Origin of the sequence: Paenimyroides ummariense (genome assembly GCF_900115115.1) — a bacterium.
In the GTDB taxonomy this organism is placed as follows: Bacteria; Bacteroidota; Bacteroidia; order Flavobacteriales; family Flavobacteriaceae; genus Flavobacterium; species Flavobacterium ummariense.
This window is the reverse complement of sequence record NZ_FOVI01000001.1, coordinates 203,343-217,368: the sequence shown is the minus strand read 5'-3', so window position 1 is coordinate 217,368 and position 14,026 is coordinate 203,343. Positions and strand designations below refer to the sequence as shown.

The following is a 14,026-nucleotide window of genomic DNA, read 5'->3' as shown; positions in this document are numbered from 1 at the left end:
ATGTTTATAAAAAAACCTTCAATATTAATTGAAGGTTTTTTTTTCTTATTACAACGTTTCTTTTAACCATTTAAAAAACTCGGTTTGCCAAACCATCGCATTTTGTGGTTTAAGCACCCAGTGGTTTTCATCGGGTAAATAAACAAATCTACTTTTAATGCCTTGTAATTGTGCAGCTGCAAATGCTTCCTGACCTTGACCAATTGGCACGCGGTAATCTTTACCGCCATGGAAAATCAAAATAGGTGTGTTCCAGTTTTTAACCAATAAAATTGGGTTGTGCTGGTAATAGGTTTTTGCAGCATCTTTATTGGTTTCGGTATCCCAATACGCACCGCCTGCATCCCAGTTAGGGAAAAAAGTTTCTTCGGTAGTTCCGTACATGCTGTGTAAGTTGAAAACACCGCAATGAGCAATAAAACTCTTAAAACGGTTTTGGTGAATTCCTGCCAAATAGTAAACCGAATAGCCGCCGTAACTTGCACCAACTGCACCACGACGAGCGGTATCTACATATTTTTCTTTAGAAACATCGTCGATAGCCGAAAGGTAATCGTTCATTGCCTGTCCGCCCCAATCTTTAGAAATAGCTTCGTTCCATTCCACTCCGAAACCAGGTAAACCTCTGCGGTTTGGTGCTACAATCACATAACCTTCTGCTGCCATTAACTGGAAATTCCATCGGAACGAATAAAAAGGCGATACGATAGACTGTGGTCCGCCTTGGCAATATAACAACGTAGGGTATTTTTTGTTAGCATCGAAATTTGGAGGAAGAATAACCCAAACCAACATTTTTTTACCATCGGTTGTAGTTACGTAACGTTTTTCAACCTTGCTTTTTGCAATTTTACTATACGCAGCATCATTTACATGTGTAATCTGGTTCCACGTTTTTTTCTTTAAATCGTACGAATAAACTTCAGAAGCCGTATTAAAATCGGTACGGGTAACCAAAACTTTATCTTTTACAAAGCCTACAATACTGGCAACATCAAAAATACCGTTGGTTAATTGTTTTACCTGCACGGCAATTCTCGTCACACCCGGAAAGTTCACTTCAAACAACTGCGTAGTTCCATCAATCGGAGCAATAAAATAGACTTTTTTACCGTCGTTGCTCCAAACATAGCTGTTTACCGTTCCGTCCCAACCAGCGGTTAAATTAATATCAATGCCTTTGTGACGCACAATAATATCGTTTTTATCGGCTTCATAACCATCGTTTTTCATTTGCAGCCATGTTAAATCGCCGTTTGGTGAAAAAGTTGGGTGCGTATCGTAACCTAAATTCTTTTCGGTTAAATTAACGGTTTGCTTGGTATCTAAATGATATTCATACAAATCGGTATTCGTACTTGTAGCATAAGCTGTTCCTGCTTTCTTTTTTGATACATAAATAACCGATTTTCCGCTTGGATGCCAGATATAATCTTCTTCGCCACCAAAAGGTGCCTGCGGACTATAATAAGGTTCATCTTTTAATAGATCAGTTTTTTCATTGGTTTCCAAGTTCGTAACAAAAACGTGGCTGAAAGATCCGTCGTTATCTTTGTCCCAATGGCGGTAATCTAAACCATCGTACACATACACATTCGATTCTTTCAATTCAGGATACCTGTCTTTTCCTAAAACTTTATTTACCTTAACTTCTTCGGCAGATAATTTAAATTTTCCGTCGGGTGAAAGGTTTCGGTCTTTAATCAAACCATCAGTATTTTCAAGTTCTTTGATGCGTTTTCCGTCAACGGTTACCTGATATGTTTTGTATTCCACCGTGTTTTTATCCACATTCGGAATTCCAACCTTATAAATTAAAAAATCGCCTTTTTCTGTGATGCCAACCGGGTTTACGCGCCCTAACTGCCAAAGTAATTCTTTTGTCATTACCTTATCTTGTGCACTGGCCTGCAGCGCAATTACCGATAAAGTAGCTAATAAAATACGTTTCATTTTTACACCTATTTTTAGTTGCGGCTAAATTTACGAAATATTAAATGATAAAAATTCCTTAAAGTTTTGTTTTATGTTTTTTGAAGGATCGAAAAATGAAAAATTATGACTAATTTCACGAACGAAAAAATACTACACAATTAATTTAGAATGGAAGATTTTAACTGGGGCGACTTAATCAATCCTGAATTCTACATAAATTTAGAAATTGCCGGTCATAAAATTGGTTTATACGTTGTTTTATTCATTGTATTTGCCGAAACGGGTTTGTTGGCAGGCTTCTTTTTACCGGGTGACAGCTTATTGTTTTTATCGGGAATTTACAGCAAAGCTTTAATGAGCGAAATTGTTGTAATTGAAAGCGATTTTTTAAATGTTTTAGGCGTGGCATCGTTAGTTGCTGTGGCAGGAATCGTTGGTAATTTGTTTGGATACTGGTTTGGATCTAAAAGCGGAAACTATTTGTATCAGAAAGAAGACGGATTTTTATTTAAAAAGAAATATCTGTTAGAATCGAAAGCTTTTTTTGAAAAACACGGTGGTCGTGCCATTATTTTTGCACGTTTTTTACCGGTTGTTCGTACGTTTACGCCAATTATCGCAGGTGTTGCCAATATGGAATTCAAAAAGTTTTTGTTCTATAACATTGTAAGTTCTATTGCATGGGCATTTTCGCTGATCTTTGCAGGTCATTATCTGTATCGATTTTTGTTAGACAGCTACGGCTTTGATCTTACACATTATATAGAATACATCATTCTGGTAATCATCATCATCACAACGGTACCATTTGTTGTTAAACTGATAAATAATAAAAGAGCAAAAAATAAAAAATAAGGGAGTATATTTACATCCCTTTTTTTATGCATTATGGTGAAGAAAATTTTTAAATTCATAGGTAAATTAATCCTGTATTTTTTCGGGATCAGTATTGGTTTGGTTCTCCTTTTTAAGTTTGTACCCGTGCCGTTTACGCCGCTGATGTTTATACGAACTTTTGAACAAATTGGTAGCAACGATAAAGTTGTTTGGAAACACGATTGGGTTTCGATTGATGAAATGGGAACATCGATTCAAAAAGCGGTTATTGCCAGTGAAGACGGAAAGTTTACTACGCACAATGGTTTCGATGTAAAGGCGATCGAAAAAGCGTATAAGAACAATCAAAAAGGAAAGAAGGTTAAGGGCGGAAGCACCATTAGCCAGCAAACTGCCAAGAATGTTTTTCTTTGGCCGGGCAGAAGTTACTTACGAAAAGGATTGGAAGCGTATTTTACGGTTTTGATTGAAGTTGTCTGGGGCAAAGAACGAATCATGGAAGTTTATTTGAACTCGATTGAAATGGGCAACGGAATTTACGGAATCGAAGCGGCATCACAACACTGGTTTAATAAATCTGCAAAAAATCTTACAAAAACCGAAGCTGCTGCTATTGCTGCCATTCTTCCAAATCCGAGAGTTTACAAAGCTAAAAACGGTTCGAGATATATCGAAAGAAGAAAGAATGCTATTAAGCGTCAGATGAATTTTTATAATAGTCCAAACTATTCGGAATAATAATGAATGAAGATTTAAAAAAAGGATTGATCGGACTTGCTTTTGGACTTATATTATTAATTTTTGGATATTTTTCGAAATACTTAAAAAATAATGACAGAGAAGAACCCAAAACTAAAGATGAAAAAATACGTAAAGGACTTTTAAATGTAACCTACGTTGGTTATTTTACCAAAGGCATACTCGGAATTATTATTATTCTTATTTCCTTACTGTTTTTTATTAAATATTTGGTAACTATGTTATAAATTATCATCTATTAATTTTTTTGTAACTTTACTTTTAGTACACAACTTAAAATGATAATTCTTTAAGTTTTCGAGAAGTCCTCACAGGTTTTTAAAACCTGTGAGGACTGAAATCAAAAGTCTTTGGTTTGTTTTTTGTTATGTACAAATAAAATTATATTATTAATTAAAATTTAGAACTATGAAAAAGAACATGTTATTAATGGCTGTTGCTGCCGGATTGTTATCGGTAACGGCTTGTAAAAAAGAAACAACTACAACAACTGAAACTACGGTTGATACATTAACCACAGAATCTACAACGGTTACTACCGAAGAAACAACTGTTGATCCTGCGGTACAAGCAGAAATTGATGCTGCGGAAGTTCGTTATGAAAAAGCCGAAGCTGATGTGAAAGCTGCCGTAGAAAAAGGCGATAAAAAAGCCGAAGCAGCAGCTGTAAAGGTTCGTGACGAGGCTAAAACTTCTTGGGACAAGTTAAAAGCAGGTGTAAACAACGCCGCTAACGATGTAAAAGACGGTATTAACAACGCTGCAGAAAAAGTAGAAGAAGGTGCTGATAAAGTGGGCGAAAAAGCTAAAAAAGTAGGTAAAGATGTAGAAGAAGGTTACAACAAAACCTTAGATAAAATGAAAACCAATAACTAATTATTTTAGTTTTATAAAAAAATCCTGTATTTTGCAATACAGGATTTTTGTTTTTTATATCTTTTAGAATTGATCAGTTTGATAATATTTTCTCGTCAGTTCAAGCTTGTCGATAACTTCAAATTTCTAATAAAAATTTACAGGTAAATTAGTTTTAGAAATTTTAGCGATACAAAATGGTTGTATAGGCATATGATGTCCAGCATTGTTAACAATCTTGTTAATATAAAACTGTACTTCGGTTGATGTATATAATACTTTATCAACTACAATAGCATATTTTCCATCAGGACGAGGTTCGTCTCTCACAAATACTATGTTTTCTTGATTAAAGTTTATTGTTGTACCACTTAAATCATGATGCTCTGTGGCAAGTAAACTTACTAAACTATTCCAATCAGATTGTGCTGTTATCACGCTGTTTTGTGAGGTTGTTGTAATGTTATCACCAGCAAAAGCGCCAGCAGCTAAAATTTCAAAAATTTCATTTTCAGCAGCTATCACGTTATCATCTCCTTTACAATTTGTTAAGAAAATAGAAAGTGTTGCAATTAAAATAAAGTTTTTCATATAGTTATGTGTTTTTAAATCAATTATATAAAAATAACTAATTTATTTTATGAAAAGCAATATTAATAATTGATTGAAAAATATCCTTCTAATTCCCTTTAAACTCGGCTTTACGTTTTTCTAAAAAAGCGGTGGTTCCTTCTTTAAAATCGGCAGTTCCAAAGCAATATCCAAAACGATCAATTTCTGTATTAAAACCATTAATTCCGTCTTTAAAATTAGCGTTCACCGCTTTAATTGCTTGCGAAATAGCCGTTGGCGAGTTTTTAGCAATTTTCAATGCTAATTCGGTCGCTTTATCTAACAATTCAGGTTGCGAAACCATGTGGTTAATCAATCCGTATGATAAAGCCGTTGGAGCGTCAATCATTTGTGCGGTCATAATTAATTCATTAGCACGCCCTTTACCAATAAGCTGCGGTAAACGCTGCGTTCCGCCGTAACCAGGAATCACGCCTAAGGTAACTTCTGGTAAGCCCATCTTAGCGTTGTTGCTTGCAATACGTATGTGTGCCGCCATTGCCAATTCTAACCCACCGCCTAAAGCAAATCCGTTTACGGCAGCAATTACCGGCGTTTGTAAATTCTCTACAAAATCAAACAATAATTCTTGTCCTTTTCTTGCTAATTCAGATCCTTCCGATACATTAAAACTTGCAAATTCCGAAATATCAGCACCTGCAACAAACGCTTTTTCGCCCGATCCCGTTACAATGATGGCACGCACTTCGTTATCGCTTTCGCATTCTTTAAAAGCATTGTGCAATTCCTCGATAGTTGCCTTGTTTAAAGCGTTTAATTTTGTTGGGCGGTTAATTGTAATAGTAGCTACAGCATTATTTTTTTTTACTAAAATGTTTTCAAACGACATATTTTTATTTTTTAGTTACTAATTGGTAGTTTTACGTAAAACGTTGTTCCTTTATTCAAAACCGATTCAAAACGGATGCTTCCGCCGTAGCTCTCGATCATGTTTTTAATCATTGCCAAGCCAAGTCCCATTCCGCTTGTTTTTGTTGTGAATTTAGGTTCGAAAATTTTATCTTTAATATCTTCAGGAATCCCAGATCCATTGTCGGAAACAGTGATTAATACCGATTGACCTTCTCTTTTAACTTTGACTGAAATTCGTGGAAAGGGTTCATAATTCGGAATTCCTTCAATAGCATTTTTAACCAGATTGTTTATGATTCGGATAATTTGCGATTGATCAAATATAGCAATGATTTCGTCTTCGGTTGATTCAAAATTGATAAAATCTTCGTTAAAAATATCCAAAGCCAATTGCACCACCTTAACAACATTCAACGTGGTATTTTCTTGAGCAGGCATCGATGCAAAGTTTGAAAAAGCCGATGCAACCGCACTCATGGTATCAATTTGCTGCACCATGGTTTCGCAAAAGTCTTTTATCTTTCCGTTTACGTTTGGATCTTCCGGATTGAATTTTCGTTGAAAACTTTGAACGGATAATTTCATTGGCGTTAACGGATTTTTAATCTCATGCGCCACCTGTTTCGCCATTTCGCGCCACGCCATTTCGCGCTGACTTTGAGCCAGTTTTTCTGCCGATTCTTCTAACTTATCAACCATTTGGTTGTACGAATTTATTAAGGCTTCAATTTCGTACGAAGCGTTTTCTACCTTAATTTTTTCGTTTCGGCGGTTAATATTTGTTTTTTGGATACGATCGCTAATTAATTGAATGGTTTTGGTAATGTAGCTTGATAAAATAAACGCGAGAATAATTGCCAGAATAATTACAAAAATATAAATCTGTGCAAAAAGTATTAAAAAACTGTTTACCTGCGCGTCATAAAACGATGTTTCTTCGGCAACTGGCATGCTAATAATTCCTAGCGGTTTAAACTGGTTGTCTTTTATGTAGTTGTAGGCAGAACGGTATGTTACGCCGTCTATAATTCGTAAATCAATAAAGCGTTTGGTACTTGTGGTTTCAATTATTTTCAGAATATTGGGAGATATAACTTCGTTGTTTATTTTATCGACAATAAAATTTCCTTTCGATGTTATTAAAAGATTTCCCTTTAAATCGTAAATGTTGATCTGTATGTTGTGAATGCTGGAGAGTTCGAAAATTTTATCCTTAAAAATCAATGGTAAATTTTCTGTCGTCACAGGAATATCCGTGGTTTGCAGAATAAAGTTTAAATGCTCGTTTACGGCATCTTCCTTTCTAATCAATCGATCCTGATGGTAATTTCGCGCTTCTTTTTTAAACTGATAAATGGTAACCATGGCAATTAAAACCGACGATACAATGGTAAGAAAAATCATGGCAATGAAAATTCTTACACGTAACGATGTGCTTTGTATGTTGAATGGTTTTGCCATAAATGCCTAATTTTTCTCGCGTATTTTCTTATAGAATTTAAAGCCTAAAGTTAACAATAGTGCCAATACAAAAATACCGGCTACGCCAAAAATCCAGTTAATGGCACTTTTTAAAATTACTAAAAATACTACTGAAAAAAGTATAATTGTGGCACCTTCGTTCCAAATTCTGAAAAAAGAACTGTTTTTTGTAAGGTTTTTGTTTTTGATCTGTTTTACAAACTGCTGACATTTAAAATGATACAGCCATAAAAGCAGTACGAAAAGCAATTTAACGTGCATCCAGGGCATTTGCAAAAGTGCAGGATTTTCCACCAACATCCACACGCCAAAAATAGTTGCCAATACGGCAGCCGGAAAAGTAATAATGTACCACAATCTGTTAGTCATTATCCGGTATTGATTTGAAAGAATTTCCTTTTCAATATCCGATTTTAACTGAGCTTCGGCATAATACACAAACAAACGTACAATGTAAAAAAGTCCGGCAAACCAGCAAACAACAAAAATAATATGTAACGCCTTTAAGTATAAATACATAAATTAGTTTTTAGACCAATCTTTTACCCAATTTGCAACCACGTTACACCATTCGTCTTCATCGTTCAAACACGGAACAGCAAAAAATTCTTCGCCACCATTTGCTTTAAAATCTTCGTTGGCACGCATAGCAATTTCCTCTAATGTTTCTAAGCAATCGGCAACAAAAGCAGGTGTTACAACAGCTAATTTCTTAATTCCTTTGGCAGGCATGTTGTTAATTTCAACATCGGTATAAGGTGTTAACCATTTGTCGCCGGCTAATCTTGATTGAAAGGTTTGACTGTATTTTCCTTCGGGAATTCCCAATAGTTTAACCACTTGTTTGGTGGTTTCAAAACATTGGTGGCGGTAACAGAACTCGTGTGCAGGCGATGGTGTAGTACAACACGATCCATTGATTTTACAATGCGATTTGGTTACATCGGTTTTACGAATATGGCGTTTTGGAATTCCGTGATATGAAAACAGCAAATGGTCATAATCAAATCCTTCCAAATGTTTTTTTATAGAATTTGCCAATGCCTGAATAAAATCGGGTTTGTTGTAAAATGCAGGAACTTTGGTCAACGTTATTTCAGGAAATTTAGTAGCAACCAATTCGTCTGCCAATGCCCAGATTGTAGTAGTTGATGCCATAGCATACTGCGGATATAAAGCCAACAACATTACATCGGTTACACCTTGATCTTTTAATTCCTGCAGCCCTTTTTCAATAGTCATTGTTCCATAGCGCATAGCTAAAGCAACGGGAATATCCACTTGGTTTTTCACTTTTTCGTGCATTCTTTTAGAGAACACAATCAAAGGTGAACCTTCGTCTGTCCAAATTTGTGCATAAGCGTGAGCCGATTGTTCAGGACGTTTTCTTAAAATGATTCCGCGGACCAATAAAGCACGCAGTAAATATGTAACATCGATCACATATTTATCCATTAAAAATTCATCTAAATAAGGCTTTACGTCTTTTGGTGTTGGACTTTCGGGCGATCCTAAATTAACTAATAAAACTCCTTTCATGTTTTGTGTGGTATTAATTTGTCACTAAAGACATTAAATATTTTTTAGGCGTAGTGCCAAATTTCTTTTTAAATGCTGCAATAAAGTGGCTTGCAGTGCTGTAGCCAATGCGGTTACCCACTTCGTTTACATTATAAGTGCCGCTGTCTAACAATTTACGGGCATATTCCATTTTATAATCAAACAAAAATCCGTAAACTGTATCGCCATAAACCTGCTTAAAACCTTGTTTTAATTTTTTGATGTTCAAACCAATTTCATCTGCTAATTCCTGAAGAGTAGGAGGTTCTGCCATATTTTTCAACAAAATGTCTTTGGCATGTTTAATTTTCATAGTTTCTTCTTCATCGGTTTTAAACGGGCAACTTTCATCGTCGGTTCCTTCGGGTTTATTAAAAAGAAGACTCAATAATTCGTAAACTTTGGCCTTATAATACAGTTTTTTGACCGATGAATGCAGATTGAAGTTCATTATTTGATACAAAACAACCGACATGGAAGGGGTAATGTTTGTTTGTGCATAATGTTTCCTGTCGATCGCATCTTTGTTTAAAAAAGGAATAAACTCGGCTTCGGTCGAAAAAAGATTATGAAATTTTTTTATCGATATAATCACAGAAATGATCCACGAACTCGGTTGAACTTCCAAATGAATAGGCAAGCCACGCTGCGGATTGTAAAGCGTTAAACTGTTTTCTTCGTTAACCGGTATGGTGTAAGCGCCGCTGTTAAAAACAAACGTTCCTTTCCCTTTTAAAATAAAGTGAAACTGCATAACCTCGTTACTTAAATCTTTTGTGATAACCTGCACATTGTCAGATTCGTTTTTTAAGCGAATGCAAATAAAATCATCTTCTAAAATAACATCTTCTTGAGTTCTCATAGCGTTGTTTTTGTTTTTTGAATGAATTAAAATTTAGCAATCAATCTATTTAGAATTGTTCTAAATATTAATTCAGTAAAAATCATTAACGTCAGCAAATATAAGGCTTTTTTGAAAAAATAACGCAACAAAAAATCAAAATGTAACTTTGCGATATAATTAGTCCTTACAGCGTTATTTTAATTAAACTATTGCTTTTAAATTTGTGAAGCTTTATTAGTGAAACTAAATAATGAAGAACAACAACAATATAAAACCGTCGCATTTTTATGTGGTGGGATTAAATTACAAGAAAGCCGATGCGGAAACGCGTGGTAAATTCAGTTTAAGCGACCAGGCGAAATCGAATTTGCTGGACGATGCCCGTTTGGAAGGAATTCCGTCTTTAATGGCTATTTCTACCTGTAACAGAACCGAACTGTATGGTTTTGCAGAACATCCATTTCAATTAATTTCTTTATTGTGCAAACACAGTAACGGTACGGTAGAAGATTTTCAGCGTGTAGCTTACGTGCACAAAAATAACGAAGCTGTTTCGCATCTTTTTAAGGTTGGAACAGGAATGGATAGTCAGATTTTAGGCGATTTTGAAATTATAAGTCAGGTTAAAACCGGTTTTATTGCAGCCCGCGAAAAAGGATTGACCAACAATTATTTTGAACGATTGGTAAATTCGGTTATTCAGGCAAGCAAGCGCATTAAAAACGAAACCGAGATCAGTACCGGTGCAACTTCGGTATCATTCGCTTCGGTTCATTACATCTTAAATAATGTAGCAGATATTAAAGAGAAAAATATCCTGCTTTTCGGAACAGGGAAAATAGGTAGAAATACCTGTGAAAACCTTGTGAAGCATACAAAAAATAATCAAATTACTTTAATAAATCGCACCAAAGACAAAGCACAGAAAATTGCGGGTAAATTCAATTTAATCGTTAAAGATTATGCCGATTTACAAGCCGAAATTCAAAATACCGATGTGCTGATTGTAGCAACCGGGGCGCAAAATCCAACCATTGACAAAGAATTGCTGAATCTTAAAAAATCATTGTTGATTTTAGATTTATCGATACCAAAAAACGTGAATGAAAATGTGTTGGATGTTGCCGATGTTACCTTGGTTCATTTAGATCAATTGTCTCAAATGACCGATGATACCTTAGCAAAACGCAAAGAATATGTGCCGCAGGCAATGGCTATTATAGATGAGGTGAAGCATGAATTCATTACTTGGACACAAGCCAGAAAATTTGCACCGACAATTCACGCGCTAAAAGCAAAATTGGAAGAAATTAAAGAAACCGAATTAAAATACCACAAAAAGAAAATACAAAACTTTGACGAAGATCACGCGAATTTAATCACCACGCGTCTTATTCAAAAAATTACTACACACTTTGCCAATCATTTAAAAAATGAAACCACCGAAGTTGATGAAAGTATTGAATGGATCGAAAAAGTTTTTCAAATAGAAACACTCACAAATGAATAAAATAATCAGAATTGGAACCCGCGACAGCGAATTAGCGCTTTGGCAAGCCAATACCGTATCAAAACAACTGAATAATTTAGGCTATAAAACAGAAATTATAGCTGTAAAGGCTGATGGGGATATTATTTTAGACAAACCTTTATACGAGTTAGGAATTACCGGAATATTTACTAAAACGCTCGATGTTGCCATGATTGCCGGCAAGGTTGATATTGCGGTGCATTCCATGAAAGACGTACCAACAGCTTTACCGCAAAGTATTGTGCAGGCTGCCGTTTTAAAGCGCGGAAACGTGCATGACATTTTGGTTCACAAAGGATCTACCGATTTTTTGGAGACCAACGGAACAATTGCCAGCGGATCGTTACGCAGAAAAGCGCAGTGGTTAAACAAATATCCGAAACATACAGTAGAAGATTTACGTGGAAACGTGAATACGCGTCTGCAAAAACTGAAAGATAATTCGTGGAATGCAGCTATTTTTGCTGCCGCCGGTTTGGAGCGAATCAATTTAAAACCAACCGAGTTTATTAATTTAGATTGGATGGTTCCCGCTCCAGCGCAAGGTGCAATGATGGTTGTTGCAATGGAAAACGATAATTATGTTTTAGATGCCGTTGCACAATTAAACGATATTGAAACCGAAATTTGTACACATATAGAACGACAGTTTTTACGCACATTAGAAGGCGGTTGTACTGCACCAATTGGTGCTCTGGCAAGTTATAATGAAGAGGAAGATACCATTATTTTTAAAGGAAATTTACTTTCGATAGACGGAAAACAGAAATTCGAAATTGAAAAGAATGTTCCCATTAACGAATGGAAAAAATTAGGTTTTTTCGCAGCAAAAGAAATTTTGGAAAACGGCGGTTCTGTATTAATGATAGAACTTCGATCTCAATTGAAAAAGTAAAATGAAACCAAAAATCTGCATATTATCAACCAAAAGACTCAATAGCAATCAAAAACAATTTTTGCTAAATGCAGGTTTTTCGGTAATCGAAGCAGATTTTATCAAAATTATATTTGTTCCTTTTCAGTTAAAAACCATTCCAACTTTATTGCTTTTTACATCTCAAAATGCTGTAAAAAGTGTATTGCAGAATGAAAATATCGAAACTTTAAAGCAAATTCCCGCTGTTTGTGTAGGTTCAAAAACCAAACAATTATTACAGGAAAATGGATTTAATGTGCTGGAAGTTCAAGAATACGCAGAAGATTTAGCACCGATAATTCAACAGAAATATCACTTGGAACAAATTGCCTTTTTTGCAGGAAATTTAAGACGAGATGTTTTACCAAATGCCATGCAAAAAGCCAATATTTCTTTTGAAGAATACATAGTGTATCGAAATACTACAAATTCAATAGAAATTCAAGCAGAAACTGATGCATTGCTGTTTTTTAGTCCATCGGGAATTCACAGTTATCTGCAACAAAACACCATAAAAAATCAAACCTGTTTCTGCATTGGTACTACAACTGCTGCGGCTTTAAACGGAATTACGAACAATATTGTAATTGCCAACAAGCAAACGGTAGAAAATGTAATTATTCAGTGCATTAATTACTATAGCAATAAGCTTTAGGCAGAATGCCATAAGCAAAATTAATATAAACAATTTGGCTTGAAGCATACAGCTTAAAGCCTAAAGCTAAATAAAAAAATGTTAAAAAACGATTTATTTTTAAGAGCATTAAACGGAGAATCAGTTGAACGTCCGCCAGTTTGGATGATGCGCCAAGCAGGAAGATATTTACCGGAATTTAGAGCATTGCGCGACAAATACGACTTTTTTACCCGTTGCGAAACTCCGGAATTAGCAGCCGAAATCACGGTCCAACCCATTAGAATAGTAAAACCCGATGCAGCTATTTTATTTTCGGATATTTTGGTGATTCCGCGCGCAATGGGAATTCATGTGGAATTAAAAGACAATTTAGGACCGCAGATTCCAAACCCAATCCGAACAATGGAACAGGTAAATCAGGTGATTGTTCCAAATATCGAAGAAACGTTGGGTTACGTGATGAATGCCATTAAACTAACCAAAGAAATGTTGAACGATGAGGTTCCATTGATTGGTTTTGCAGGTTCACCATGGACTATTTTTTGTTATGTGGTGGAAGGAAAAGGATCTAAGAGTTTTGATACCGCAAAAGGTTTCTGCTTTTCAAATCCGGTTGCAGCACACACTTTACTACAAAAAATTACCGATACAACCATTTTGTATTTAAAGGAAAAAGTAAAAGCGGGTTGTAATGCTATTCAGATTTTTGATTCGTGGGGCGGAATGCTTTCTCCGACCGATTATAACGAGTTTTCGTGGCAATACATCAACCAGATTGTGGAAGCTTTAGCAGAAGAAACAAAAGTGATTGTTTTTGGAAAAGGCTGTTGGTTTGCTTTAAACGAAATGGGTAAAAGTAAAGCATCAGCTTTAGGTGTAGATTGGACGTGCTCTGCAAGAAATGCACGTTATTTATCGGGCGGAAACATTACGTTGCAAGGAAATTTTGATCCGTCAAGATTGCTTTCGCCAATCCCAACCATCAAAAAGATGGTTCATGAAATGATTGACGAATTCGGTAAAGACAAATATATTGTAAATTTAGGGCACGGTATTTTACCAAATATTCCGGTAGATCACGCAAAAGCGTTTATTGATGCGGTTAAGGAGTATAAAGGGTAGTTTTCCTGCAAGGTTTAACAAACCTTGTAGGAATAAATACAAGAATGACAAAGGCATTATGAA

The 14,026-nt window shown here is 35.4% G+C and carries 15 protein-coding genes; 8 read left to right on the top strand and 7 right to left on the bottom strand.

Annotation, left to right across the window (positions count from 1 at the left end; genetic code table 11):
* Window positions 1-48 precede the first annotated feature (48 nt).
* Window positions 49-1,953: a S9 family peptidase gene (locus BM253_RS01130; protein ID WP_091517733.1), complete on the bottom strand. Its 1,905-nt coding sequence runs from the start codon at window positions 1,951-1,953 to the stop codon at window positions 49-51.
* Window positions 1,954-2,103: 150 nt separating this feature from the next.
* Here BM253_RS01130 and BM253_RS01125 point away from each other — a divergent pair, with 150 nt between their 5' ends.
* The 4 genes from BM253_RS01125 (at window position 2,104) to BM253_RS01110 (ending at window position 4,407) form a co-directional block, all read left to right on the top strand.
* On the top strand, window positions 2,104-2,790 hold the full coding sequence (locus BM253_RS01125; protein ID WP_091517730.1) for a DedA family protein: 687 nt from the start codon (window positions 2,104-2,106) through the stop codon (window positions 2,788-2,790).
* A 33-nt stretch (window positions 2,791-2,823) separates the two neighbouring features.
* On the top strand, window positions 2,824-3,510 hold the full coding sequence (gene mtgA, locus BM253_RS01120; RefSeq protein WP_091517727.1) for a monofunctional biosynthetic peptidoglycan transglycosylase: 687 nt from the start codon (window positions 2,824-2,826) through the stop codon (window positions 3,508-3,510).
* 2 nt (window positions 3,511-3,512) lie between these two features.
* The gene (locus BM253_RS01115) at window positions 3,513-3,758 is read left to right on the top strand and encodes a hypothetical protein (RefSeq protein WP_091517725.1); all 246 of its coding nucleotides are present in this window, start codon (window positions 3,513-3,515) and stop codon (window positions 3,756-3,758) included.
* 181 nt (window positions 3,759-3,939) lie between these two features.
* Window positions 3,940-4,407, top strand: coding sequence for a hypothetical protein (locus BM253_RS01110; protein WP_091517722.1), 468 nt, complete (start codon window positions 3,940-3,942; stop codon window positions 4,405-4,407).
* Between the two features lie 126 nt (window positions 4,408-4,533).
* Here the strand turns inward: BM253_RS01110 and BM253_RS01105 are convergent, their stop codons facing one another.
* From BM253_RS01105 to BM253_RS01080, 6 genes are all read right to left on the bottom strand, one after another.
* Window positions 4,534-4,977, bottom strand: coding sequence for a hypothetical protein (locus BM253_RS01105; protein ID WP_091517719.1), 444 nt, complete (start codon window positions 4,975-4,977; stop codon window positions 4,534-4,536).
* A gap of 88 nt (window positions 4,978-5,065) precedes the next feature.
* Complete coding sequence (locus BM253_RS01100) at window positions 5,066-5,848, bottom strand: enoyl-CoA hydratase/isomerase family protein (protein WP_091517717.1); 783 nt, start codon at window positions 5,846-5,848, stop codon at window positions 5,066-5,068.
* 11 nt (window positions 5,849-5,859) lie between these two features.
* Window positions 5,860-7,332, bottom strand: a complete 1,473-nt coding sequence (locus tag BM253_RS01095) for a sensor histidine kinase (protein WP_245758421.1) — start codon at window positions 7,330-7,332, stop codon at window positions 5,860-5,862.
* A gap of 6 nt (window positions 7,333-7,338) precedes the next feature.
* Window positions 7,339-7,872: a CopD family protein gene (locus BM253_RS01090; RefSeq protein WP_091517714.1), complete on the bottom strand. Its 534-nt coding sequence runs from the start codon at window positions 7,870-7,872 to the stop codon at window positions 7,339-7,341.
* A 3-nt stretch (window positions 7,873-7,875) separates the two neighbouring features.
* Entirely contained in the window at window positions 7,876-8,892 is a 1,017-nt protein-coding gene (gene hemH / locus BM253_RS01085; RefSeq protein ID WP_091517711.1) for a ferrochelatase, read from the bottom strand.
* Window positions 8,893-8,905: 13 nt separating this feature from the next.
* Window positions 8,906-9,775, bottom strand: coding sequence for a helix-turn-helix domain-containing protein (locus BM253_RS01080; RefSeq protein ID WP_091517708.1), 870 nt, complete (start codon window positions 9,773-9,775; stop codon window positions 8,906-8,908).
* A gap of 232 nt (window positions 9,776-10,007) precedes the next feature.
* On the opposite strand from BM253_RS01080, the gene hemA reads away from it, so the two are divergent.
* The 4 genes from hemA to hemE all read left to right on the top strand — a co-directional run bounded on the left by hemA (window position 10,008) and on the right by hemE (window position 13,963).
* Window positions 10,008-11,267, top strand: coding sequence for a glutamyl-tRNA reductase (hemA, locus tag BM253_RS01075; RefSeq protein ID WP_091517705.1), 1,260 nt, complete (start codon window positions 10,008-10,010; stop codon window positions 11,265-11,267).
* Window positions 11,260-12,183 (top strand): hydroxymethylbilane synthase, encoded by a 924-nt coding sequence (hemC, locus tag BM253_RS01070; RefSeq protein ID WP_091517702.1) that lies wholly within the window; start codon window positions 11,260-11,262, stop codon window positions 12,181-12,183. Before hemA ends, hemC begins: the two co-directional genes overlap by 8 nt.
* Before the next feature lies 1 nt (window position 12,184).
* Window positions 12,185-12,859, top strand: coding sequence for a uroporphyrinogen-III synthase (locus BM253_RS01065; RefSeq protein ID WP_091517699.1), 675 nt, complete (start codon window positions 12,185-12,187; stop codon window positions 12,857-12,859).
* A 78-nt stretch (window positions 12,860-12,937) separates the two neighbouring features.
* Complete coding sequence (gene hemE, locus BM253_RS01060) at window positions 12,938-13,963, top strand: uroporphyrinogen decarboxylase (RefSeq protein WP_091517696.1); 1,026 nt, start codon at window positions 12,938-12,940, stop codon at window positions 13,961-13,963.
* The last annotated feature ends 63 nt before the right edge of the window (window positions 13,964-14,026 follow it).